Annotated in this window: 21 protein-coding genes; 8 read left to right on the top strand and 13 right to left on the bottom strand. The window is 50.7% G+C overall.

Features of this window, described 5'->3' with window-relative positions; genetic code table 11:
• The first annotated feature begins 200 nt into the window (after positions 1 to 200).
• The 4 genes from metN to BZG74_RS01360 all read left to right on the top strand — a co-directional run bounded on the left by metN (position 201) and on the right by BZG74_RS01360 (position 3,926).
• Complete coding sequence (gene metN / locus BZG74_RS01345) at positions 201 to 1,235, top strand: methionine ABC transporter ATP-binding protein MetN (protein WP_077771012.1); 1,035 nt, start codon at positions 201 to 203, stop codon at positions 1,233 to 1,235.
• Positions 1,225 to 1,911, top strand: coding sequence for a methionine ABC transporter permease (locus tag BZG74_RS01350; RefSeq protein ID WP_077638583.1), 687 nt, complete (start codon positions 1,225 to 1,227; stop codon positions 1,909 to 1,911). The genes metN and BZG74_RS01350 overlap by 11 nt, the downstream gene beginning before the upstream one ends.
• Before the next feature lie 46 nt (positions 1,912 to 1,957).
• Positions 1,958 to 2,773, top strand: coding sequence for a methionine ABC transporter substrate-binding lipoprotein MetQ (gene metQ / locus BZG74_RS01355; protein WP_077771013.1), 816 nt, complete (start codon positions 1,958 to 1,960; stop codon positions 2,771 to 2,773).
• A gap of 181 nt (positions 2,774 to 2,954) precedes the next feature.
• A complete protein-coding gene (locus BZG74_RS01360) occupies positions 2,955 to 3,926 on the top strand; it encodes a GlxA family transcriptional regulator (protein WP_077771014.1) in 972 nt (323 codons plus the stop codon).
• A gap of 126 nt (positions 3,927 to 4,052) precedes the next feature.
• On the opposite strand, the gene BZG74_RS01365 is transcribed toward BZG74_RS01360, so the two are convergent.
• The 4 genes from BZG74_RS01365 to BZG74_RS01380 are packed head-to-tail and all read right to left on the bottom strand — an operon-like array spanning position 4,053 to position 8,162.
• On the bottom strand, positions 4,053 to 5,807 hold the full coding sequence (locus BZG74_RS01365; protein WP_235605688.1) for a BCCT family transporter: 1,755 nt from the start codon (positions 5,805 to 5,807) through the stop codon (positions 4,053 to 4,055).
• A 29-nt stretch (positions 5,808 to 5,836) separates the two neighbouring features.
• The gene (locus tag BZG74_RS01370) at positions 5,837 to 6,298 is read right to left on the bottom strand and encodes a thioesterase family protein (protein ID WP_046073671.1); all 462 of its coding nucleotides are present in this window, start codon (positions 6,296 to 6,298) and stop codon (positions 5,837 to 5,839) included.
• Positions 6,298 to 7,254, bottom strand: a complete 957-nt coding sequence (locus BZG74_RS01375) for an L-carnitine dehydrogenase (RefSeq protein WP_077771016.1) — start codon at positions 7,252 to 7,254, stop codon at positions 6,298 to 6,300. The genes BZG74_RS01370 and BZG74_RS01375 overlap by 1 nt, the downstream gene beginning before the upstream one ends.
• Positions 7,251 to 8,162 (bottom strand): BKACE family enzyme, encoded by a 912-nt coding sequence (locus BZG74_RS01380; RefSeq protein WP_077771017.1) that lies wholly within the window; start codon positions 8,160 to 8,162, stop codon positions 7,251 to 7,253. The genes BZG74_RS01375 and BZG74_RS01380 overlap by 4 nt, the downstream gene beginning before the upstream one ends.
• Positions 8,163 to 8,447: 285 nt before the next feature.
• Here BZG74_RS01380 and BZG74_RS01385 point away from each other — a divergent pair, with 285 nt between their 5' ends.
• Complete coding sequence (locus tag BZG74_RS01385; RefSeq protein WP_235605689.1) at positions 8,448 to 8,675, top strand: addiction module antidote protein; 228 nt, start codon at positions 8,448 to 8,450, stop codon at positions 8,673 to 8,675.
• 453 nt (positions 8,676 to 9,128) lie between these two features.
• On the opposite strand, the gene BZG74_RS01390 is transcribed toward BZG74_RS01385, so the two are convergent.
• The 7 genes from BZG74_RS01390 to BZG74_RS01420 all read right to left on the bottom strand — a co-directional run bounded on the left by BZG74_RS01390 (position 9,129) and on the right by BZG74_RS01420 (position 17,372).
• Entirely contained in the window at positions 9,129 to 10,853 is a 1,725-nt protein-coding gene (locus BZG74_RS01390) for an AIPR family protein (RefSeq protein ID WP_077771126.1), read from the bottom strand.
• A gap of 333 nt (positions 10,854 to 11,186) precedes the next feature.
• Positions 11,187 to 12,881, bottom strand: coding sequence for a UvrD-helicase domain-containing protein (locus BZG74_RS01395; RefSeq protein WP_077771018.1), 1,695 nt, complete (start codon positions 12,879 to 12,881; stop codon positions 11,187 to 11,189).
• Between the two features lie 46 nt (positions 12,882 to 12,927).
• On the bottom strand, positions 12,928 to 14,874 hold the full coding sequence (locus BZG74_RS01400) for an ATP-dependent nuclease (protein ID WP_235605690.1): 1,947 nt from the start codon (positions 14,872 to 14,874) through the stop codon (positions 12,928 to 12,930).
• A gap of 214 nt (positions 14,875 to 15,088) precedes the next feature.
• Positions 15,089 to 15,511 (bottom strand): CBS domain-containing protein, encoded by a 423-nt coding sequence (locus tag BZG74_RS01405; protein WP_077771019.1) that lies wholly within the window; start codon positions 15,509 to 15,511, stop codon positions 15,089 to 15,091.
• The gene (locus tag BZG74_RS01410; protein ID WP_025674528.1) at positions 15,508 to 15,858 is read right to left on the bottom strand and encodes a P-II family nitrogen regulator; all 351 of its coding nucleotides are present in this window, start codon (positions 15,856 to 15,858) and stop codon (positions 15,508 to 15,510) included. Before BZG74_RS01410 ends, BZG74_RS01405 begins: the two co-directional genes overlap by 4 nt.
• A 9-nt stretch (positions 15,859 to 15,867) precedes the next feature.
• Complete coding sequence (locus BZG74_RS01415) at positions 15,868 to 16,650, bottom strand: DUF1538 domain-containing protein (protein ID WP_077771020.1); 783 nt, start codon at positions 16,648 to 16,650, stop codon at positions 15,868 to 15,870.
• Positions 16,647 to 17,372, bottom strand: coding sequence for a DUF1538 domain-containing protein (locus BZG74_RS01420; RefSeq protein ID WP_074213141.1), 726 nt, complete (start codon positions 17,370 to 17,372; stop codon positions 16,647 to 16,649). The genes BZG74_RS01415 and BZG74_RS01420 overlap by 4 nt, the downstream gene beginning before the upstream one ends.
• 226 nt (positions 17,373 to 17,598) lie before the next feature.
• Here BZG74_RS01420 and BZG74_RS01425 point away from each other — a divergent pair, with 226 nt between their 5' ends.
• Complete coding sequence (locus BZG74_RS01425) at positions 17,599 to 18,495, top strand: TIGR01777 family oxidoreductase (RefSeq protein ID WP_077578575.1); 897 nt, start codon at positions 17,599 to 17,601, stop codon at positions 18,493 to 18,495.
• A gap of 114 nt (positions 18,496 to 18,609) precedes the next feature.
• Here BZG74_RS01425 and BZG74_RS01430 read toward each other — a convergent pair whose 3' ends face one another.
• Both BZG74_RS01430 and BZG74_RS01435 read right to left on the bottom strand, forming a co-directional pair.
• The gene (locus BZG74_RS01430) at positions 18,610 to 21,051 is read right to left on the bottom strand and encodes an ABC transporter permease (protein ID WP_077771021.1); all 2,442 of its coding nucleotides are present in this window, start codon (positions 21,049 to 21,051) and stop codon (positions 18,610 to 18,612) included.
• Entirely contained in the window at positions 21,041 to 21,727 is a 687-nt protein-coding gene (locus BZG74_RS01435) for an ABC transporter ATP-binding protein (RefSeq protein WP_077667497.1), read from the bottom strand. The genes BZG74_RS01430 and BZG74_RS01435 overlap by 11 nt, the downstream gene beginning before the upstream one ends.
• On the opposite strand from BZG74_RS01435, the gene tesA reads away from it, so the two are divergent.
• Both tesA and BZG74_RS01445 read left to right on the top strand, forming a co-directional pair.
• Positions 21,726 to 22,340 (top strand): multifunctional acyl-CoA thioesterase I/protease I/lysophospholipase L1, encoded by a 615-nt coding sequence (tesA, locus tag BZG74_RS01440; RefSeq protein ID WP_077771022.1) that lies wholly within the window; start codon positions 21,726 to 21,728, stop codon positions 22,338 to 22,340. The genes BZG74_RS01435 and tesA overlap by 2 nt on opposite strands.
• Positions 22,337 to 23,197 (top strand): SDR family oxidoreductase, encoded by an 861-nt coding sequence (locus tag BZG74_RS01445; protein ID WP_235605691.1) that lies wholly within the window; start codon positions 22,337 to 22,339, stop codon positions 23,195 to 23,197. The genes tesA and BZG74_RS01445 overlap by 4 nt, the downstream gene beginning before the upstream one ends.
• Positions 23,198 to 23,474 lie beyond the last annotated feature (277 nt).

A 23,474-nucleotide genomic window follows, 5' to 3' on the forward strand; every position in this document is an offset into this window, starting at 1 on the left:
TTTATCGTTTGAGATCAAGCCTACTGTTGAGTTTATAACCAAGCGATTGGACTTATTGCCATTTAGACGTCCAGAAGTAAAAATATCCATTGACTTAATTTTGACTAACTCATAGCATCAATAACCAGAGCGACAGCAAGAATGTGGCACAAGCCGCTGAGTGAGTCTGCTGTGATCAAATTATTCGCCAAGGACATGTGATGATTGAGATAACCAACCTCAACAAGGTATTCGAACTCGGGGAACGCCGAATTCATGCCCTTAATGACATCAACTTATTTATTCCCAAGGGGAAAGTATTTGGTGTGATCGGTGCCTCTGGTGCAGGGAAAAGTACCCTGATCCGGATGGTTAACCTGCTCGAGCGCCCAACCAGCGGCTCAGTCAAAGTGGGTGGCACTAACCTCACGGCGTTACCCAGCCGCCAGTTGACCCAAGCGCGCCGTAAAATCGGCATGATTTTCCAACACTTTAATCTGCTCTCGTCACGCACCGTGTTCGACAACATCGCCCTGCCGCTTGAGCTAAGTGGCTCGAGCCGCGATAAGATTGAAACACGCGTGAGCGAACTGCTCGATCTGGTCGGCTTGGCCGATAAGCGTGATGTGTATCCTGCCAGCCTCAGTGGCGGACAAAAACAACGTGTCGCCATTGCCCGTGCATTGGCGCCAAGCCCCAACGTTCTGCTTTGTGATGAAGCCACCAGCGCACTGGATCCCGCCACCACGCAATCGATTTTGTCGCTGCTGCAAACCATCAACCAAAAGCTCAACCTCACCATTTTGCTGATCACCCACGAAATGGATGTGGTCAAACGTATCTGTGACGACGTCGCTATTATTGGCGATGGCGAGCTGGTCGAGTCCGGCCCGGTGGGCGAGATTTTTGCGCACCCCAAATCCGACTTGGCCAAACAATTTATTCGCTCAACCCTCGACTTGTCAGTGCCGCATGATTTTGCCCAGCGCTTACAAAAAGAATACTTTAAAGGCAGCTACCCCTTGGTGCGCCTCGAGTTTACCGGCGCGACGGTCGATGACCCGTTAATCAGTCAGATATCGCGCTTGTTTGATATCGACATCAGCATTTTAAGCTCAGATATCGACTACGCCGGCGGCGTGAAATTCGGCCTACTGCTTGCAGAAATCATGGGGCCAAAAGAGGCGGTTGAAAACGCCATTACTTACCTCAACAAGCACCATGTCAACACGGAGGTACTTGGCTATGTTGATTGATCAACTCACTCAATGGGTCAATGAAAACAGCGCCCTTATCAACTTGCTCCTCGAGGCCACCGGCCAAACCCTGTATATGGTCTTTGCCTCCGGCATCATGGGCTTTGTGATTGGTATCCCACTAGGCGTGCTACTGCATGTGACCAAACCCGGTGGTTTGCTGGGTCAGCCACAAGTTAACCAGGTGCTTGGCGCAATCGTGAACATTGGTCGCTCCATTCCCTTTATTATCTTGCTGGTGGCGATTATTCCCTTTACCCGTATGGTGGTTGGCACCTCGATTGGTACCGCGGCGGCGATTGTGCCACTTACCGTCGGCGCGATTCCATTTATTGCTCGCTTGGTTGAAGGGGCGTTACTGGAACTACCGGCAGGGCTAGAAGAAGCGGCCAAAGCGATGGGCGCGAACCCGCTCCAAATTATTTGTAAAGTGCTGATACCTGAAGCACTGCCGGGCATCATCAATGGCGCCACCATTACCTTGGTCACCTTGGTGAGCTACTCAGCCATGGCCGGTGCCGTCGGCGGTGGTGGCCTTGGGGATGTGGGCATCCGCTATGGCTATCAACGCTTTGATACCACCGTCATGCTGATCACCGTTGTGATGCTGGTGGTCTTAGTACAAGCGATTCAATCTTTTGGTGATTACTTGGTGCGACGCGCTGATCACCGCTAAATCAAACACAATAATGACGAATATGTTCCAAACAGGGAGACAGACAATGAAAACCACCATTAAAACGTTACTCGCCACCCTAGGCCTTGCCTCAACTTTGGTGCTGACTGGCTGCGGCGAAAAAGAACAAGCCGCAACCGATAATAACAGCATCACCGTGGGCGTGATGGCCGGCGAAGAAGCACAAGTGGCTGAACATGCAGTGAAAGAAGCGAAAAAGCTCGGCCTTGAGGTAGAGCTAGTGACCTTTACCGATTATGTCTCGCCAAACGCAGCACTGGATGATGGTTCGGTTGATGTGAATGCTTTCCAGCATAAACCGTACTTGGACGCACAAATCAAAGACCGTGGTTATGAGTTTGCGATTGCCGGCAACACCTTTGTGTATCCGATTGCAGCGTATTCTTACAAGCTAGATAGCGTCGAGGATCTACCAGAAGGCGGTAAAATTGCGGTGCCTAACAACCCATCGAACCTAGGCCGTTCACTGGTATTGCTTGAGCAGCAAGGCATCATCAAGCTCAAAGAAGGTGCAGGCATCAACGCCACCAAACTGGATATCGTTGAGAATCCGAAAAACGTAGAAATCATCGAGCTAGAAACCCCACAACTGCCTCGCTCGTTAGAAGATGTAGACTTGGCTATCATCAACAACACCTTTGCAGCCGGCGTGGGCCTGACGCCAAACAAAGACGGTATCTTTGTTGAAGACAAAGAATCGCCTTATGTGAACCTGATTGTGGCGCGCAAAGACAACGTCGACGCTGAAAACGTCAAAACCTTTGTTAAGGCCTACCAAACTGACGCCGTTTACAACGCCGCGATGGAAATCTTTGACGGCGCCGTGGTAAAAGGCTGGTAAGCCACTCAGCTCACCACGCTAAAATGCTCAAGCCCGCGCTGAAAAGTGCGGGCTTTGTTTTTTATGGTGGCGTTACAGCTCCGGCAATCCCCCTCACCGCTCAACATATTCAGGATTACTTGACCCCCACACCGGCGGCCAGTCATCATATCCTCCCTATTTTTACGCTTGGTGTGCGGTCATGCGTCTTGAATACACAGGCCCGATGCCAGAATGTATCGGCTTTCTTTTACTGCCCCGCTTCTCGATGATGGCCTTTTTCTCTGCCGTCGAGCCACTGCGTATTGCCAACCAGATCAGTGGCAAGCAGCTATTTGATTGGCAAATGATCAGTGAAGATGGCAAACCAGTGAAGGCGTCTAACGGTATGTCACTACTGGCGGATAAAGCCATCGATGCCGTGCATGACCTGCCCTCGTTGGCCGTGTGTAGCGGGTTCGATCCTGAAGCCTATTTAAGTCGCCCCTTAATGCGCTGGCTGCACCGGCTTGATGCGGCGGGGTGCACGCTCGGCGGCCTCGATACCGGCTGCTTTTTGCTGGCCGCTGCCGACTTGCTCAAGGGTGAGCGGGTCACCTTACATTGGGAAAGCCTGCCCTCGTTTCAAGAACGCTTTCCGGAAGTTAGGACCTCAGATGAGCTATTTGAGCTGGGACCGCGGCGTTTTTCATGCGCAGGGGGCGCAGCGGCGATGGACATGGCGCTGGATGTGATTGCGCGTCGTCACGGCACCCAGTTAGCGATCGACGTCTCTGAGCAGCTAGTGCACGAGCGCATTCGTACTCGGCGCGATCAACAGCGAATGACACTCGCCCGGCGTTTAGGCACCCATCGTCGGCGCCTGGTCGACGCGGTGGATGTGATGGAACGCCATATAGAATCCCCCCTGCCTTTATCGGAGGTGGCTCAGCGCAGTGGTATCTCACTTCGCCATCTGCAACGGCTTTTTGACAGCGAGCTGAACCAGTCACCACGAAGCTGGTATTTGGGATTGCGGCTAGAGCGTGCCCATTACTTGCTAAAAGAAACCGATCTTGATGTATTATCCGTGGGGTTGGCGTGTGGCTTTAGCTCAAGCTCGAGTTTCTCCCGCGCGTTTCGCACCCACTACGGTGTGTCACCGCGCCAGATGCGAAAAGCCCAAAGCCAGTAAAAGAAGAAAGGCAAGATAGATAGAAAAGCCGCTCACCCCGCCACCTTAATCGGCAACGGAATGAGCAGCTTGTCTCGCGTTTAGCGCGTCTCGGAGCGACGTCTTAAACCGCTATTTTTTTGGCGGCTAGCTTTTTTTAGCCGCGACCAGCGAGCGGCGCGATTCACCAAACAGTGAGATCAGCACCCCGGCGGTCATCACCAGGATCACCACGCTCAGTGGCAAGGCGGCGGCGATCAACGCCGTCTGTAGCGCCTTAAGGCCACCGGCCATCAGCAGCGTTGCTGCCACCAAGCCAATCACCACGCCCCAAATAATACGGAAACGCCGCGGCGGCTCCTCATCACCCAGAGATAAGATGGTTGTCAGCACCAAGGTGCCCGAGTCCGACGAGGTCACAAACCAGCTCATCAGCAAGAACACCATCAGAGCCGAGAGTATCCAGCCGAACATCCCGGTGCCGACAATGCCATCAGCTGCCACAAATAAGGCCGCTGGCAGCTCCCAAGCATTAACCAAGTCGATAATGCCAGCACTGCCCACGCCACCACTGGCATACAGCTCTTGATAGATAGCATTGCCGCCAAAAATCACCAACCAGACAAAGATCAGCAAGGTAGGCACAAACAATACCCCCAACACGAACTCACGCAGGGTGCGCCCTTTGGAAATACGCGCAATAAACAACCCTACAAACGGCGCCCAGGCAAGCCACCAGCCCCAATAGAAAATAGTCCAAGCCTGCTGCCAATCTACCGTACCCGGCTCGTCGGCAAACCACAGCCCCATCGGGATAAAGTTAATCGCATAGTCGAGTAAGGTTTCACCAAACGCGCCGAACAACCACAGTGTGGGGCCGCCAATTAAAAAGACGCCAACCACAAATACCGACACCCAAATATTCATCTGCGAGATAATACGGATCCCGCGGCGCACACCCGAGACCGCCGAGACAATCGAGATAAACGAAATTACCGCAATCAACACCAGTTGGGTCGATAAGCCAGAGGCGATTCCCATCAAGCGCTCCAGCCCCACGGCCATTTGACTCACGCCAAGCCCGAGCGACGTCGCCACACCAAACACGCAACCCAGCACCCCGAGGATGTCAAACAGATGGCCCCAGGCGCCGAAAATACGATCGCCGATAAAAGGATAAAGCGCCGAGCGCAGGGCCAAAGGCAGTTGCTTACGGTAGGCAAAATACGCCAGTGACATACCGACAATCACATAGATGGCCCAGCCATGCAGCCCCCAGTGGAACACGGTGACCCGCAGCGCATCGATGGCGCGCTCATAGCCAATGGTAGCCGCGCCCGCCATATCAGCGTGGGGGTTGTTGGGATAACCAAATCCGCCGGTGTTATCGAGGTAAAAAATCGGTTCGGCGACCCCAAAAAACAGGATGCCGATACCGATGCCGGCAGAGAACAGCATCGAGAACCAGGAGAAGTTACTAAACTCCGGGCGACTGTCGTCAGGGCCGAGCCGCACGTTACCGTACTTGCTGAAAACGATAAAACCGCACACGGTCAATAACAGCATCACGGTGACCAGGTAGTAGCCACTAAAGGTACTTTCAATCCAGGTGCGCGTGGTACCAAACAGGACACTGGCCGTCTCGGATTGAAAGCCGGTGAACAGCACAAACGCCAGTACCAGCACGGCTGAACAAATGGTCATGCCGCGATGCATGCCTTGAAAGAAGCCACCTTGCGCAAGCTCGGTGACCATATAATCGGTCGAGGTAGCAGCCTGCTGGCTGTCACCGCGTTGGGGTGAGTGTGGGGGTGTTGAAGTAGCGATAATGATTCCTCCTTGAGCCGGAAGTCGGGCCGGCGATCCCGTAATCCGCCCAGGCTCTGCTGGGCGGGACCTCATGATGGCTCACCATCTCGGTGACGACGCGCTCACTGCCTACTGGGCAGACCAATGCGACGCCCAGCAAGCTGGGGCCACTCATTGTCGGATGCGGCAGGCAGCCGCTCAATCAGGCTGGCGACAGCATCCGGAAACGGTGCGGGGCGACCGGTTTGCGTATCGATGCCCATCAGCATCTGCTCGCTGGTGGCCAGCACCTCACCTTGGCTATCACACATTTGCATAAACACATGCAGGCGCTTTTGATCCCGCGCTAACACGGTCACGTCGACCACCAAGGTCTGGCCTTGATGCGCCTCACGTCGGTAACACAAATGGGTTTCTAAGGTATAAATGGTATAGCCATGCTGGGTGCGGCCTGCGTCATCCAAGCCAATGGTGGCCATTAACGCATCGACACCCAGCGAGAACACACGCGCGTACTCGGCGTCGTTCATGTGCCCGTTATAATCGACCCATTCGGGGGCGACGTCTATCGTTAACAGTGCCATTAGATGCGCCCTTCCAAACCTTCAGCCTCGGGCCAGTATTTTTGTACCAAGTCCAAAAGCTCGACCAAGAAGGCATCACGGCGACGGTCTAGCTCAGAGACCGGACGACCCGCGGCTTGGTGTTCACAGCCTTCGACCACTTTATCAATCAGCTCATCGGTCAGCTCAGGCGCTTCCAGCTTGGTCCACGGCAGTTTTAGCGCCGGGCCGAACTGCTCTAGCATATGGCGCATACCCTGCTCGCCACCGGCCAGATGGAAGGTTAAGAAGGTGCCCATCAGTGACCAGCGCAGGCCACAGCCATAAACCACTGCCGCATCAATTTCCTCGGTGGTCGCCACCCCATCGTTAACCAGGTGCAAGGCTTCACGCCACAGTGCTTCCATCAAGCGGTCAGCAATGTGCCCCTCGATTTCACGCTTAACCACCAAGGGACGCATTGCCAATTCTTGGTAGAGTGCATGGGCGCGATCGATATGATCGGATTGAGTGGCTTCGCCGCCCACCAATTCCACCAACGGCAGCAGGTACACCGGATTAAAAGGATGCGCGACGATGACGCGTCCGGGAAGATGATCACAATCACTCTGCAGCTCGGTAGGCTTAAACCCAGACGTCGATGAGCCAATAATCGCGTTTGGCGCCGCGGCCGCATCAATTGCCGCCAAGGTCTCACGCTTAATATCAATGCGCTCCGGCACGTTCTCTTGAACCAGCTCGGCCTCTTTCACCGCCTGCTCAAGGGTATCAACAAAGGTTAACCGAGCAGGATCTGCGTCTTCAGCCAGCCCTAGCTTTTCTAACGATGGCCAGGCATTGGCCACGAAGGCACGGGTGCGAGTAGGCGCTTGTGGGTCGGGATCATAAGCAACCACGTCCCAGCCTTGCGCCAAAGCGCGCGCAATCCAACCATTACCAATCACGCCAGTGCCGATGACCGCTAACTGCTTGCTCATTGGTCACCTCCTTCAACCGGTTTACCGGTTTTAGGGTCAACCAGTTTCAGCGCGGCGCGCGTTTGTGCAGGGGTCATAATACGACCGCCGAGGTTTTCAATGATGGTGATCGCCTTTTCTACCAAGCCGCCGTTGGTCGCCATTACCCCTTTTTCTAAATAGAGGTTATCTTCCAAGCCCACGCGCGCATGGCCACCCAGCAACATGGCTTGCGCCACCATCGGCATCTGATGGCGACCAATTCCAAACGCCGCCCAGTTGGCGTTTTCCGGCAACTTATTGCGCATTGCCAGCATGGTTTCGGTGTCCGCTTCCGCGCCCCATGGAATGCCTAAGCAAAGCTGAAACAGCGGATCGCCCTCGAGCAAACCTTCTTTTTGCAGCTGACGCGCAAACCAAACGTGGCCTAGGTCAAAGCACTCCAGCTCTGCTTTCACGCCCGCGGCCTGCACCATACGGGCTTGCTCACGCAGCCAGTCAGCGGTGTTAATGTACACCATGTCGCCAAAATTCAGGCTGCCGCAATCTAAGGTACAAAGCTCAGGCAAGAGCTCGCCCACTGGCGCATGGCGCTCGGCTGGGGTTTGCATATCGGTGCCCGGGCCGCCACGGCTTGGGTCTTGGGCATCCGGCACCCAATCCCCGCCACCACCGCCGGTGATGTTCATGACAATATCGACGTCTGATTCGCGAACACGCTCCATCACCTCACGAAAGTGATCAATGTTGTGGCTAATGCGGCCCGTTTCAGGATCACGTACGTGAATATGAGCGACACTGGCACCAGCACGCGCCGCCTCAATACAGTTGTCGGCAATCTGTTTTGGCGTGATTGGCACATTGGGGTTTTTGCCCGTGGTATCGCCCGCACCGGTGACGGCGCAGGTAAGAATGACGCTGCGATTCATGTTCGGCCTCTTGTCGCTTGATTAAACTGGCCACAGTGTGTCCGGAATAACACGCCACAACTTAACACTAAGCGACATAAAAGACGCATAAAGAGACATTGTGAGTTATTGGCAGGCTGACGGAATGGCGCGAAAAGCCACAGGATAGCGTTAACCATGATAAGGTTTATCGATTTTTATTTGAGCATAGCGGATCACAGGCGTTGCTTAAGCGCTAGACTAGAAGGCATGAAAGCGGCGGCAGATAGCAAGACCTCACATGGTAGATGTAAAAGGGATTCAGCGATGATAACGACACACCCATTTGATCCAGCGGTGCTCTTGGACAATCAAGAAACACTTCAAGCTTACTTAGACGAAGCGGTGCAAACGGGCGATCCCGCATTTATCGCCGACGCTCTGGGTGTGATCGCACGCGCCAAAGGAATGGCAGATATCGCCAAGCAAGCCGGTCTTTCACGAGAAACGCTCTACCGCACACTCAGCCAAAAAGGCAATCCCTCAAGACACTGATAGCGATTGTAAATGCGTTAGGGGTGGAGTTGAGACTTGGTGGGTCGAAGCTACTGAATTCATAGTGGCGACAGCGGCACAGCTATCAAATGTGGAATGTCACTCAGCTGGACATCCTGGGAAATGAGCAAGCCCGCACTAAACAATGCGGGCTTTGAGTGGAGTGACACGAAAAGGGTAAGTCGATGTCATTTTGGCTTGGAAATGGACAAAAGTGAGTTACGAATTTCAGCCGATATTTGGATTGAGGATAACCTCAGCTACTGCAAATCATTTAGAACACCACAAAATAACGCCCAATAGTACAGTGTTGCTATCGAAGAGCCTACTCAAAGCCTATAAAAAGCACAAAACTGCTACTTTTAGTTTGCGCATCTAAACCGTCCAGCATAATTAGAAAAAAGGCTCCATTAGGAGCCTTAATCGTTATTAGAAAAGGAATCATCTGATTGATTATGGAGCTTTGATTGCAGCCTTCAAGCCGTTGTAGAGTTCCGGTTGACTCATACTTACGGCTGAAACTATAGCGCGAAAAGACGAAATAGCTTTCTCAATGTCTGTTGTGTTTTTTAAACCACCTGCTAACGCGTCATTCAGATGTATACATAGTGGTAAGGTTGTTTCTACAACAGAACTCCAAATTTGTTTTGCTTCAGACGGTGACATGTTCCCAAATGCAATTCTAAACCTGTTTGGTACTTGTCTACCTAAAAATACCTCAGTACAGGCAGCTATCGCTGATGTGAAAAGGTATATAGAACCACGTTGTCGGAAAAATGCTAAGATATCCTCATCAACTTTTGTTAGTGAAGCTTTTGTTGAAATTTGTTGTTTTTTCTCTGTGATCGCTTTTACAAGACTGTATGCGCACACTATATGCGTCGCTTTCGTATTTTCATTGAAATATTTAGAGTAATATCTGTCGTTAACCCAGATACCTGATTTCTGGTTATAGGCCACAATTGGATCCCCATGAAAAGCTGCCAACGCTTGACCCACAGCATATGATGCTAAAAGGTTAGGCCGTCTTTTTATCGCGTCACCAGCCCCACCACGCCTTCCTCCTTCGTATTCTGCTTCTGGGATATAATTCATTTCATCTTTGAGGCGCTTCTGTATTTTGTCTGTGCTCCTAAAATCCGCAGCTTCAACTTTATTTTGGCTATTGTTGAACTGGATTATACGTTGTACAAGATCTGCATCACCGTTGTCTATTGCAATAAAACGAGCTTGAACCATTGCATGCTTTGAAGGCAACCTCCTCGCACTACCTATTGCGCCAGTCGTTTGTGCTCCATTTACAATGGATAAACCCTCCAGCATCAATTGGTCATTTTCGTAGGAAAAACCATGAGTTAAAATTGTAAGACCGTTGTTATAAGCCCAAAAATTTTGTGGGTCGTTATCCGCAGTGTTCTTTATTCCATTATTTATGTTGGAATTGCTCGAACGAGAACCCAAGTAATCACGAATATTCGCAGAGAATACTTTCGTTTTATGCTTTTTGTATAATCGATATAAATCTTGTAGAGAAATTGCTGTGTTAAATGCTTCCCAATGGGGCCCTTTAACCGTATAGCCATCTTTACATTGTATCGTGACTGTTTCGCTTACTAAAATCGGGGTCTGACATTCTTCATACCAGTCAGACAGCATTGTTTGACCAACTTCATAGGCATGGACATCTAATTTAGTTGCTGGGAAGGCTGCGTTGAGTGCCGTTATGGCAGTCTGCTGTACAGATACAAGCTCATCATGTACGTTTAGGGACTCGGGCAAGTTATGGACATACCAGATGTAAACCGTCTTTATTTGCTTTTCACTTAAAGCTGTTCGGAAGTTAATAGCTGCTGACTTAATTCGATCAGGTACATCAGCAATGTCACGTTGGATAAGCCATGCAAGACCTGTATTGAGATCAGACGCCTTATTGGCAGGGGCTGTAGGACGCTCTTTTGTCGAGTAGTAACACTGACAAATTACAGCGTATTCGTCTTCGGTATTTATATATACGAGATCTAATTTTTTATCATCATACCCATCAGTAATTGCGTCAGCAGCTATGTTTTGAAGATCGTCTACACCAAACTTTAGGGCAAGAGAAAACAGTGCTAGTCCATTATCTCCATATTCAGTTAAATCTGAATTTGACTCGTAAGCATTCTTCCAACTACTCATATGTTCCCTTTTAGCTAACTTTAGTTGCACTGCAACCAATGTATGTTGCATCAGTAACATAATCAACAACGCAATCCAAATAGATGCTTATGACCACATAGCTTTTCAACTTGGTGTGAAGACGATCATCTTATTAAAGTGTCCAGACGATGATAGCCCATCGAATTTACCCTCGTAATACATCGCAGGAGGTCACAGCAAACAGCATTGCCAATTTGGATAACTTTTCATAGGGCTTTTGCTCGTCAATAACTTGTGAATGAGTTTTTACCTAAACAGTTTTGGGGCAAAAATCACTCATTCACTAAAATAGAACAAATTATCCAGTTGCACCTATTCAGGAATAATTACTCTCTGTCCAACCATCCCTAACTTAACCATATCATCCATAATGTTACGTATGTGGGCGTAAGATGAAGGTCCGGTATGTTGCCTTCTCTTTGCGCTTGAAACTAACAGCCTTGACTTTGCCCTTGATAGCGCCACAAAGACTGTAGAGCGTTCTTCATCAAGCTTGCTGTGACTCATACCGAATCGAAAGAATGGAAAATCTTCAAACCCCAACAAGATAACAGCCTCGAACTCCGCCCCTTTGCTCTTATGAATTGTCATCATTCGGACAGCATTTACACCAGAAATCAAATCAACAGCATCAGCCCATGAAGCAGTCTTCAATCTTGCTTTTTCCAATTCACTAAGAACCCCATTAATAGTTTCTGTCACAAAAGCCTTATGTCCATACTGACTCCAAGCATGTCCAAGGTATTCGCAAAAAAACTCATCGATGAATTGATTAGTAACTTCTCGGATATGCTCAACACCAAAAGCCTTATCTTGCATAATATCTCTTACGTTAGATATATAGTATAAGAGCGTACTAAGTTCGTAGTCCTCATAGCGGCCGCATTTAGGGTGGCTATAGAGGTAAAGATCCCTCAGGCACTCCCAAGAGGGTATATCTCTCGTTCTTGTAAGTAATGTTAGAAATGAGACGACAATCTTCCCCAAGGGCTCTGAAAGATGATCTTGCATCGCAGTTTCGTCAAAGCTCAAAACACCACATTTAAGCAATGCATTGCTTATGTGGTAACCATAGTTGTTATTGGTGTTTATTCGAAAGAGCACTGCGATATCATCGGGTTTAATACCATCTTCATTGACCCACTGGGCTATCCTTAGGGCCAATTGTTCTGCTTCTTGCTCTTCATCATGATATACAAGTATTGCGTAATCATTTGGATTAAGCGCAGTAGTTTGAGTTTGTGGGCTTGAGCTCTTATCATTAATTGGCCACCACAAAGAACCCAAGCAATTTAGGTATGTCTTAAGCTCGGGAGCCGCTCTAAAATTCGAATAAATAACTTTCAGCTCAGCATTAAAATCACGCTCGAATCGGTAAAACCCATCAGGCAACGCTTTAGCAAACTTCATAATCGCCTGTTTAGAGTCACCGACAACCGTAACGACACTTTCCGTGTTACAAAACAGCGTTTTTACAAACTCGTATTGGACACCATTTAAGTCCTGAAATTCATCTATAAAAACATACTTATATGCAACCCTAAGTGAAGCCATAAGGTCACTAGATGAATTACAGACTTCAAGGGCGATTGACGTTATATGGTCGAAGTTCAAACTTTTGGGGAAGTTGGAACTCCCACCCGTTATCTCATAATCTAAACTGGGTTGTCTGTGCTTTGGTAATACGCACATAAACCTATCCACGATACTTTTTGTAAAAGCCTCAATTGTGAAGGAGTGAAATCTCTCAGACAATTCATTCCCACACCGTAGTTGCACACGCTCTTTAAGATTCGAAGCTGCTTCCCTTTTACGAGAGATCGATAAAATACTAAATGGCCATTCACAACGTTCCGTCTCTAATAGAAAACAGGCCTTCTGCGCTAAAATTTCAGTTTTGCCTGCTCCGGGACCAGCCCAAACGGCCAAATTGGCATTGCTTTGGATGATTTCAAGTGATTTATCATCAAATGTCAGACCATCTTTGGGAACCCAAGTGTCAATCATATCGCTTACTCCGGTAAAGAAGATACTTCACGAGTAATATGCTTTATCATCTCTTTAAGGCTATGAGGAATCTTGTTTTTGTTTTTTCCGCTTCAAAGTCAATTTCCTCAAGAGCATGAATATGGGAGACTGGTTTCCCTTTGCTACCTAGAAAACGATAGTTGTACCAATTGAATCGTGCGGCATCATTTTGTTCGTTATAAAAGGCTTCAGCTATAGCTTTCGAGTAACTAGGCTTCAAAACTGCAGACTTTAAATCATCCCACGGTTTTGTCCTTGGTCCTTTCTCCCCCTCAAGCTTTACATCATAATATTCAGGAAACGCTACTTGCATTGAGTAGTCCAAATCCAAGGGAGTAGAGAAAAACACACCTTGCCCACTCAGTATCTCCAAAGCGGTTTTATTGTAATCGTTATATTTACATCCCATTGGATTCACTGAGGGATCATCAAAATCAGAATGGGGTTTTATAAGTGGTCTTATACCCCTCAACTCTTGTTGTTGAAGCACATAATCAATTCGCCCCCATCCACCACCATCCCTTCCGTAGTCCAAGTCAAGCAATGTGACATACGGGATATTTAGTCCTTCTAATAGTCGCCAGAAATGGTTTACATGCCTGCCCCCTAAGGGAGCAACACTGACAAAGCTATCATCTATATCAACGCCACAGTGTGATAATAGTTTTGGAATGACGATTTGCTCACTCTCACCCTCCCCCAAAACAACTAACCGGGCGAAATAGATCTCTGGGTATGCCTTGACCGCACCAGCAACAAATTTATATTGCTCATCGCTTGGTTCTGGTAAGTCTATCTTAGAAACAATCGTATTTAGCGACTGCTTCTCTCGCCGGAAATGCCGAATTTGTTTCGGTTCGATCCTACCAACCAAACTAGGTGAGTGTGTAGTAACCGCAACCTGAGCATTGGTCTTTTTAGCAAGCTTTGTCATGGATTTAACTATGCGCCCAAGATAGTGAGGCGCAAGATGATTTTCCGGCTCCTCTAAAGCAAGCATGGTGTATATGGGCCTCTTGAGCCTTTTCTGATCGAAATGACGTCTGTTTTCCATATCCTGGAGCGTTTTTGACTCCATCTCATGGACCGCTTGGATAATTGAGATGTGTAGAAGTGATCTCTGACCATCACTCAATCTTTCCATCGATGCAATAGCACCGGACGTAGACTCAAAAGATAAAGATATTGTTTTCAACAAATCTTCCGACTGTAAGGGTAAGAAATTGAGCTTTGCTTTACTGAAGACCTCACCCGAGTACATCTGTTTCCAGCTATTTTTTAAATGCTCCTCAATAAGGTTTACAGCTCCATTCTTTGATATTTCATTGCTAGCCTTCTCGGTATATTCCACCGCTTTTTGAAGCTCACCGTCTGGCCCTTTATTCCATTGGATAGCATCCAAGAGCCTTCCGAGCAAAATTTTGGTAGAAGAGCTTATTTCCTTAAAAGGGTTGCGGCTCGCTGGGATATAGTGAACTTGAATGTTATTTCTATCAGACCGACGAAGATCGCGTTTATCACGAGCTTCAAATTCATCCTTATCACTAAGAATGAAATAGACTGATTCATTGACAATACCTTCAGGAGACACGTCATCAACGGTTAACTCCGCCTCGAGCCTTATTCTAAGCATTGTTTTTCCACCCCCCTCAGCGTTGAAACACATTTGATTAAATGCACTCGCTACGGCGGTCAGGTCATCTCCTCCTTGAAGCTCGGGAAACTCAAACCAAGCCTCTATAAAAAGCTCTTCAGCACGAGACACACTTGATGATGAACAATGAAAATCATCAACCAAAACCTTTCTAGTGGATTCTGTTACACCAAACATTCTACTTAGAGCATGAAGTGTGGAAGTTTTACCACTACCGTTGAGCCCTATAAGGGTCGTGAGGTCTTCCTCAAACTCAATTTCTGTTGGTTTCTTTCCAAAACATTGGAAGTTTGATATACGGACTTTAGATAACTTCATCTTTAAATCAATAATTTACTGGCTGTAATAATACGTTTGTACCATGTGTTTCATTAGGAAAAACTTGATTTAGATCGCACGAGAGAGCGAATTCAAAGATTAGTTTTAGTAAGTAATATGTCTTGCCTTGCAAGTGAAGTGATCCACAACGTTAAATGGAAATGGGGCAAAAATGAGCTAGCCCCATTCCCTCCAAACCACCTAACATCACCCCCTAATCCTTCCTATGCTGGCTCTCCACTTCTTCAGCGAGCATGCCGTAGATCACGATCAGGTTATAACTGACCATACCGAGGACTTGGCCGTTTTCGATTACAGGGGCGCGGCTGATGCCGAAGCGTTCAAATAAACGGGCGCAGTATTTCACATTCATATTGGGAGAGACGCTAAGCGCGGGTTTGGTCATAATTTCATAAACGTTGACCCGTGATGGCGCGCGGTTTTTGGCGAGCACTTTTTTGGCAATGTCGTTCATTAACACAATGCCGAATTCGTCATGCTCATCGCGTTTATTGACGATAATCGCTTTTACTTCTTCTTTTCGAGCAATGCGGATCGCTTCTTCGACCGTGGTGAGCCCATCAATACACACGGCATGGGCATGCATCACATCTCTTACCGTTTTATGTTGTTTCATAACTCGTCCTTCACCACTTCGGTTAATTCTCGCATTTGGTGGGCCACGCCCACGGCATCTTCCACATCAATTTGCACCGCGATGCCACTGCCGGAGGTGGCATCAAACTCGCCCACATCATTAATGGTTTCGAGTATGGTGCGCGCTAAGTGCTCTTCCACCAAAAAGATGGCCACGTCTCGCTGCACATCCAGCGTCAGCCCTAAAAAGGTTTTCTTTTTCACCAAGCCTTCGCCACGCGCGTTGTTAATAATGGTCGCGCCGGTAGCGCCGGCTTGTCTGGCGGCATCGAGCACCGCATCGGTTTTGGCATCTTCAATAAACGCCATGATTAATTTGAACCGCATAGGCTCTCCTTACGATGAACGCTGTGCGTGCTTTTTCTGTAAATAGGCTGTGATTTGGGCATAGCCCATCACGGTGATCATCGGAAACAAACTGGCAAACGCAATTAAGCCAAACCCGTCAAGCATCGGGTTTCTTCCCGGTACGGTAGAGGCTAGCCCCAACCCCAGCGCCGTCACCAAGGGCACGGTCACGGTTGAGGTGGTCACTCCTCCAGAATCATAGGCCAAAGGCACGATAAACGGCGGAGCAAAATAGGTTTGGATCACCACCACCACATAGCCGGTGATGATGTAATAATGGAGTGGATCGCCCACCACAATGCGGTAGCATCCCAAGGCAATCCCCATTGCCACGCCGAGCGCCACCGAGGCCCGCAAGCCGTTCACCCGAATCGCCCCACCCGACACTTTGGCCGCTTTAATCGCCACTGCAATCAATGAGGGTTCAGCCACCGTGGTGCTAAAGCCAATCGCTGCGGCAAACAGATACACCCAGTAATAGGCTTGCCAGTCGATCTCGCCGCCTGCTTTGAGTGCTGCGCCGACAAAATCAGTGGCAGTAAGCTGCTCGGCCATCGACGAACCGAGTGGAAACAATGCCAGCTCGAGCCCCATTAAAAACAGGCTTAAGCCCAAAATGACATAGAAAAAGCCGAGAAAGATCCGTTTGGGATTGTTAAGCGCTTTGCGCAATACAAACAGCTGAAAGCCAAAGATGATCGCGATAATCGGGATCACATCGCGCACGGTGGAGAAAAAGGTGTCGAAGAACAGGGTGAGTGGATTATTCATGCCACCACCATGCCGTAGGCCATCACGAAGATCATCGGCGATAGCGAGGCAAAGGCAATCAAGCCAAAGCCGTCCACCATAGGATTACGTCCTTTGATCACGGTCGCCAGTCCCACGCCGAGCGCGGTGACCAATGGCACCGTGATGGTCGAGGTGGTCACCCCACCTGAGTCGTAGGCGATGCCGATAATACTCGGCGGTGCGACCATGGTCATCGCCACCACCAGCAAATAGCCGCCAATAATCAAACGGTGGATCGGCCAGCCTTTCATGATTCGCACCACCCCCAGCACAATCGCAAAGCCGACCGAGAGCGCCACGGTTAGCCGCAGGCCGTTGGCATAGTTGTCTTTGGCCGCTTCGCTGGTGTGTATCATCCCGCCATTGGCGGCGACATCTGCCGCCTCTGCCGCCACCGCGGTGAGTGCGGGTTCGGCAATGGTGGTGCCAAAGCCGAGCAAAAACGCGAACGCAATCAACCAACCTAAGCTACCTTTATGGGCAAGGGAGTGCGCCATGGATTCGCCAATCGGGAATAGCCCCATGTCTAAGCCGTATACAAATAAGGTCAGCCCGACGACCACCAGCACCAACCCAAAGGTGATGGATATCCAATTGGGCAGCGGTTGTTGCAGAACAATCACTTGAAAAAAGCCAATCACTAGGATGATAGGTAAGAGATCGCGAAAGCTTCCTAGCAATGATTTGAATAACGCTTGCATGTAGGCGACATGACTCCCTGCGCAATAAAATGAAAAACGCACCTTTTATGTGCCTATTTATGTTAGCACTCCCAATTTGGGGTGCGAGGAGCAGAAGAGAAAACTGCGCGATCAAACCGATTTTGGTTGCGGCACGTAACAGGATACAAAGCAATCACTTGCGCTAAGTCTAAAACCCTCTTAGCGTTAGTAATAATCACCATTACCCGACGTTAGGACATCAGGCATGAAACTCTTAATCACTGGCGGCACTGGCCTGATTGGTCAGGCGTTAATTCCACGCTTGCTGACCGAGCATCAAATCACTGTGTTATCCCGCTCCAAGCAAAAGGTCTCCCAGTGCTTTGGCGATAAGGTCACCCCGTTAGAGCGGCTTGATGACCTCCCTCACCTCAATGATATTGATGCCATTATTAATTTGGCGGGTGAGCCGATTGCCGATAAACGCTGGAGTGAGCAGCAAAAAGGGATTATCTGCACCAGTCGCTGGGGGCTAACCGAAAAACTGGTGGAGAAAATTCATGCCAGCAGCACCCCACCACACACCTTTATTAGCGGCTCGGCAGTAGGCTATTACGGCGATCAGCAAGACCGCAGCTTTGACGAAACCTTGGTGGTCCATGCCGATGATTTTGCCCAACATGTATGCCATCAGTGGGAGAAAATCGCCTTAAAAGGCGCGTCGCAACAAACGCGCGTGTGCTTGCTGCGCACCGGCGTGGTGTTAAGCGCTGAAGGTGGTGCGCTAAAGCGGATGATGCTGCCATATAAACTCGGGTTGGGCGGCCCAATTGGCAAAGGCCAGCAATACATGCCGTGGATTCATATTGATGATATGGTCGGTGCGATTATCCATCTGCTCAACACCCCTGAGCTTAAAGGGCCGTTTAACTGCACCGCGCCAGAGCCGGTCACCAATAAACGCTTTAGTCAGGCGCTTGCCCGTGCCTTAAAACGCCCGCACGTGTTCTTTGTCCCCACACTGGCAATTAAAACCATGATGGGCGAAGCCTCGCATTTGCTGCTCGATAGCCAGCGCGCCCTGCCTCACGCACTCGAAGATGCGGGCTTTCAATTCCAACACCCCAAGGTGGAAGAAGCCATGCAGTCACTTTTTAAATAGCGGCCCTTTCCTATCACACAGCGTGTTGCTTGCTAGCCGTTCTGCACAAAAAAGCGGGTATCAGTTTTCTTGATACCCGCTTTGTCATCGACGAATCAGACACGTTTTATCGCGTTAACGCCGTTGCGGGTCAATCAGTTTGCGCAACATCGAGGCGACCGTGACAAACACCAGCGCTACCGCCAACATCGGCAACACCGCCCAAAGCTCTGGGTGAAGGCGTACCTCCATTTCAAAGCCCCATTTCAGCAGGCCAACCATCGCCGCTTCTGCGCCCAGCACTGCCATCAGGCCAGACACAAAGGCCATCACGCCGTACTCGCTCCACAAGGTGCGCTGAATACGGGTGCGGCTCGCGCCCAAGGTGCGATAGAGGTTTATCTCCTGCTGACGCTCGCTCAGGCTGATACGCAGCAAGGTGAGCAGCAGTAATAAGCCGCTGATCACCGCCAGCCCTGCCAACACCGAAAGCGACAAGCCAATTTGACGCAAAATCGATTGAATACGGCTGCTCATGGTACGCAAATCAAGCAGCGTGACGGTCGGATACTCCCGCGCCAAGCGATTGAGCAGCGGCGTTTGCGATTCATCGAGCCTGAAGCTCACCAGCCAGTTGGCGGGTTTGTCGGCAAGCGTCTCGCGGTCGAAAATAAAATAGAAGTTAGGCCGCATATTGCGCCACTCTACCTCACGAATCGAGTTCACCGTGGCAGTAAAGTCTTGGCCGGTCACGCTAAAGGTCAGGCTGTCGCCTATCTCAATCTCCAAGCGCTCGGCAATGTCGGCCTCCACCGATACACCATTCTCAGTTGGCCAGTCTCCGGCAATCACCTCATTGTGCGACGGCAAACTGTCTCGCCAGGTAAAATTAAGCTCGCGGCGCAAGGCCTCATCCGCTTCATCACGCTCGGCTTCATCGGTGGGGATCTGGTAACGCTCACCGTTTTTGCCCACCAGCCGGCCACGCACGATTGGGTAGGCATCAGAGCGCATCAAGCTGGCGTCGTCGAGTTCACCCACATAGTCTTGCTGCTCACTCGGGGCGATATTCAGCGCAAACACATTGGGCGCATCGGGCGGCAGCATCCGTCCCCAATCAGCGAGCAAATCGGTGCGCAGCAGCCAGATGATCGCCAAGAGCATAAAGGAGATCGCCAGCGCCCCTAACTGCACGCTGCTAGCCAGTTTATTGCGGGTAATTCGGCTTAAGGCGAGCTTGACCGACGGCGCGCGCACCCGTGATTTCACCAACCTAAGCAGCCCTAACCCTGCCAGCGCCAGCAAGGCGATCATTACCGCCATCGCCCCCAGCACTGTCCATAGCAAGGTGTTGTCAAACGCCCACAGTGCAAGTGCTCCCACCGGTATCGCAATCAAAACAGCCGCGGTGCCGCGACGGCGACGCCCACGAGCCGCCTGCGATTGCACGGCCGCTAACGCGGGCGCATCCAGCAATTTAAGCAGCGGCACACCCAAGGCAGGCAGCGCCACCAAAAGCGCGACGCCGGGCGCAAGCACCCAAGGCACCCAGCCATAGCTTGGCAGCGGCGAGGGCAGCACATCGGTCAGCGGTAAGCGCAATAGTACTTCGAGGGTGTACCCCGCAGCCAAGCCCACGGCGGTGGCAAGGACAAACAATAAGGTTAACTGCCGAGCCAACCAGCGCCGCACCCATTGTTGGCTGGCACCTAAGCTTTTTAGCATCGCCACCAAATCGGCGCGGCTTTTAGCATAGTGCTGACAGGTTAGGGTTAAGGTGGCCGCAGCCATCACAATCACCAGCACCACGGTTAACGACAGGTACTGGCGACTGCGATCCAGCATATCACCGGTGCGATCGGAGGTGTTTTCATCCATCCAGCGCTCGCCATCTTGCAACGTGTAGCTGGCTTTAGCCGCGCTTAGGCTGGGCTCGTCACCGGTTAAAAAGTAGCGATAACGCACCCGACTGCCTTCGCGTACCACGCCAGCGGCAGGCACATCGGCTCGATGCATCATCACCGCAGGCATTTGGCTAAAGGGGTTAAACGACAGCTCCGGCTCGGCGGCTAAGGTGCCGCTGACGTTGAGGTCGAGGTTACCAATCGAGACGCTGTCGCCGGGTTTGACATCCAGCAAACTAAACACCCGCTCGGAGAGCCATAGCTCACCGGGTTGAATGCGTCGGTCACCGCCAATCGCTTGACCGTTTTGCTCCAACACCAAGTCGCCGCGTAGCGGATACAGGCTATCCACCGCTTTCACACTCACCAGTTGCATGTTTTGCTCGCTGAACGCCATGGTGCCAAAGCGGGTTTGGGCAGATACCGTGGCACCGGCTTGTTTAAACGCCTCAATTTGTTCGGTGTTAAGCGCCTGACGAGTACGCAGCACGGTATCGGCGGCAATCAGATTGCGCCCTTGCTGGGTGAGCACGTTTTCAATGCGATCGGCCAATGCCGACAGCGCAAACACACAGGTGATGATCAGTGCCAGCGCCACCGCCACTGGCCAAATTTGCCCGTGTAACAGTTCACGCCACGCCCAGCGATTGAGTAGTCCGTTTTTACTCGCCATTCACTCGCTCCTGTAGTTTGCCGCTGTCCATCATCAAGGTACGCTGACAACGCTTTGCCAGCGCTGGATCGTGGGTGACCAATACCAAGGTGGTGCCATGCTTTTCGTTCAGTTCAAACAATAAATCGATGATGGTCGCCGCGGTTTTTTGGTCAAGGTTGCCGGTGGGCTCATCGGCAAACAGCACTTGTGGGCGGATAATAAAGGCACGCGCCAAGGCCACCCGTTGTTGCTCCCCGCCAGAGAGCTGTGAAGGTAAGTGTGTTTCCCGTCCTTGCAAGCCCACCGAGGCCAGCAGTTGCTTGGCGCGGGTTTCATCTTCTTCCTCACCGCGAATGGTCAGCGGCAGCATCACGTTCTCAAGCGCGTTCAGTGACGGCACCAGTAAAAAGCTTTGGAACACAAACCCCACCGATTCAGCCCGCAGCGCCGCGCGCGCATCTTCATCCAAGGTGGAAAGCTTGTGGCCGAGCAGATCGACCTCGCCTTCACTGGGCGTATCTAGTCCTGCAAGCAAGGTCATTAAGGTGGATTTTCCTGCGCCGGACACGCCCATCAATGCAATCGACTCGCCTGCCTCGATTTGTAGCGAGACATCCTGCAGAATGGTAAGCGGCTGTTCGCGTGTCACGACATGTTTTGCAATTTTTTCGGCTCGAATAACAGGAGAGGCCATGTTACGCATCCTTACTTTGTTGTGTTTTTTGTGGGTGAGCAGTGCCAGTGCACAAACGCTCCTTGTCCTTGGTGACAGCTTAAGCGCTGGCTACCAAATGGCGGCTGAACAAGCCTGGCCTGCCAAGCTGCCGCGCGCGCTCAACGACCATGATGTCGAGGTTGAGGTGATTAACGCCAGTATTTCCGGTGACACCACCGCCAATGGCCTGCAGCGTCTGCCGCAATTATTAGAACGCCACCAGCCCGAATGGGTGCTGATTGAACTCGGCGGCAATGATGGCCTACGCGGTTGGCCATTTAACCGTATACGAGACAACCTTAAGCAATTGATCACTCAAACCCGCGCAGCCGATGCCACGCCGTTGTTGGTGCAAATTCAAATCCCGCCTAATTATGGTCAGCGCTATGCACAAGGATTTGCTGATATTTATCCTACACTGGCAGAGCAAACACAAACCCCATTACTGCCCTTTTTTATGGAGACTGTGATCCAAAAGCCTGAATGGATGCGTGACGATGGCATTCACCCGATGCCGGCCGCACAAGCTTGGATTGCCGATTTTATGGCGGAAAAGCTTGCACCTTATTTGTCTGATGCGACTCAATCATGAACGGGGATCTTATGGACGCTGCCTCACCGCTCAATAACGCCATTTTAATCACCGGCTGCTCCACCGGCATCGGCTATGCTTGCGCCAAAGCCTTGCATAAGCAAGGGCACACGGTGATCGCCAGTTGTCGAAAGCCAGACGATGTCAGCCAGTTACAGCAAGAAGGCTTAACCTGTATCCAATTGGATGTATCAGACACGGCCAGCATCAACCAAGCAGTCGAAGCGGTCGAGCAAATGACAGGTGGCAAACTCTTTGCAGTGTTTAATAACGGTGCTTATGGCCAACCCGGCGCGCTGGAAGATTTGCCCACAGAGGCCTTACGCGCTCAGTTTGAGACCAATGTGTTTGGCTGGCACCATTTAACCCAAGCCTTATTGCCGATGCTGCTTAATTACGGCGAAGGACGCATTGTGCAAAACAGCTCGGTGCTGGGCATCGTGGCATTGAAGTATCGCGGCGCCTATAACGCCAGCAAGTTTGCCCTCGAAGGCTGGACCGATACTTTGCGTTTAGAGCTGAGCGACACACCGATTAAGGTGAGCTTGATTGAGCCTGGCCCAATTGAAACGGCATTTCGTGCCAATGCGCTCAGCGCCTTTAAACACTGGGTCGACCCCAATAAAAGCCGTCATCAACAGGCCTACCAAGCCCAACTTGACCGCCTCGCGGCGGACGAAGGCGGCAACAAATATACCCTGCCCGCCGACGCGCTTGTCGCACCATTGACGCATGCCTTGTTCTCGCCTCGCCCCAAGATACGTTATCGAGTCACTCAGCCCACGGTGTGGATGGCGGTTCTAAAACGCGTGTTACCCAGCCGCTGGCTGGATCGGGTCTTGCTCAAAGGCGGTTGATGCAACAGCGAAAAAAACGCCAAAAAAGCGTGGTTGCTGTCGCATTTGTCATACGCTTGTCATAGACGAGCGCTAATCTGTCCGTCACCGGTGGAAAACGTCCTTTAGAACACTATCCACCAATAACGCAACACCCTCGATAACAATCATAAAGGAGCCGGCTGATGACCTTACATCAATTGAACTGGCTCTGCTTGAGCGTCGCTTTGTGCGTGGTGCTCGTGTTGTAACTCGCACTTGCTTTGTAATGACTTCGCTTGCAGACCGACGAAACAGG

The sequence above is a fragment of the Salinivibrio sharmensis genome, assembly GCF_001995985.1.
In the GTDB taxonomy this organism is placed as follows: domain Bacteria; phylum Pseudomonadota; class Gammaproteobacteria; order Enterobacterales; family Vibrionaceae; genus Salinivibrio; species Salinivibrio sharmensis.

Excerpts from the sequence above, each read along its gene's own strand:
- metQ (WP_077771013.1), top strand. The coding sequence starts at position 1,958 with ATGAAAACCACCATTAAAACGTTACTCGCCACCCTAGGCCTTGCCTCA.
- BZG74_RS01395 (WP_077771018.1), bottom strand. The coding sequence starts at position 12,881 with ATGATTGACACTTGGGTTCCCAAAGATGGTCTGACATTTGATGATAAA.
- BZG74_RS01385 (WP_235605689.1), top strand. The coding sequence starts at position 8,448 with ATGATAACGACACACCCATTTGATCCAGCGGTGCTCTTGGACAATCAA.
- BZG74_RS01390 (WP_077771126.1), bottom strand. The coding sequence starts at position 10,853 with ATGAGTAGTTGGAAGAATGCTTACGAGTCAAATTCAGATTTAACTGAA.
- BZG74_RS01410 (WP_025674528.1), bottom strand. The coding sequence starts at position 15,858 with ATGCGGTTCAAATTAATCATGGCGTTTATTGAAGATGCCAAAACCGAT.
- BZG74_RS01400 (WP_235605690.1), bottom strand. The coding sequence starts at position 14,874 with ATGAAGTTATCTAAAGTCCGTATATCAAACTTCCAATGTTTTGGAAAG.
- BZG74_RS01370 (WP_046073671.1), bottom strand. The coding sequence starts at position 6,298 with ATGGCACTGTTAACGATAGACGTCGCCCCCGAATGGGTCGATTATAAC.
- BZG74_RS01360 (WP_077771014.1), top strand. The coding sequence starts at position 2,955 with ATGCGTCTTGAATACACAGGCCCGATGCCAGAATGTATCGGCTTTCTT.
- BZG74_RS01375 (WP_077771016.1), bottom strand. The coding sequence starts at position 7,254 with ATGAGCAAGCAGTTAGCGGTCATCGGCACTGGCGTGATTGGTAATGGT.
- BZG74_RS01435 (WP_077667497.1), bottom strand. The coding sequence starts at position 21,727 with ATGGCCTCTCCTGTTATTCGAGCCGAAAAAATTGCAAAACATGTCGTG.
- BZG74_RS01415 (WP_077771020.1), bottom strand. The coding sequence starts at position 16,650 with ATGAATAATCCACTCACCCTGTTCTTCGACACCTTTTTCTCCACCGTG.
- BZG74_RS01405 (WP_077771019.1), bottom strand. The coding sequence starts at position 15,511 with ATGAAACAACATAAAACGGTAAGAGATGTGATGCATGCCCATGCCGTG.
- BZG74_RS01430 (WP_077771021.1), bottom strand. The coding sequence starts at position 21,051 with ATGGCGAGTAAAAACGGACTACTCAATCGCTGGGCGTGGCGTGAACTG.
- BZG74_RS01445 (WP_235605691.1), top strand. The coding sequence starts at position 22,337 with ATGAACGGGGATCTTATGGACGCTGCCTCACCGCTCAATAACGCCATT.
- metN (WP_077771012.1), top strand. The coding sequence starts at position 201 with ATGATTGAGATAACCAACCTCAACAAGGTATTCGAACTCGGGGAACGC.
- BZG74_RS01420 (WP_074213141.1), bottom strand. The coding sequence starts at position 17,372 with ATGCAAGCGTTATTCAAATCATTGCTAGGAAGCTTTCGCGATCTCTTA.
- tesA (WP_077771022.1), top strand. The coding sequence starts at position 21,726 with ATGTTACGCATCCTTACTTTGTTGTGTTTTTTGTGGGTGAGCAGTGCC.
- BZG74_RS01380 (WP_077771017.1), bottom strand. The coding sequence starts at position 8,162 with ATGAATCGCAGCGTCATTCTTACCTGCGCCGTCACCGGTGCGGGCGAT.
- BZG74_RS01350 (WP_077638583.1), top strand. The coding sequence starts at position 1,225 with ATGTTGATTGATCAACTCACTCAATGGGTCAATGAAAACAGCGCCCTT.
- BZG74_RS01365 (WP_235605688.1), bottom strand. The coding sequence starts at position 5,807 with ATGAGGTCCCGCCCAGCAGAGCCTGGGCGGATTACGGGATCGCCGGCC.
- BZG74_RS01425 (WP_077578575.1), top strand. The coding sequence starts at position 17,599 with ATGAAACTCTTAATCACTGGCGGCACTGGCCTGATTGGTCAGGCGTTA.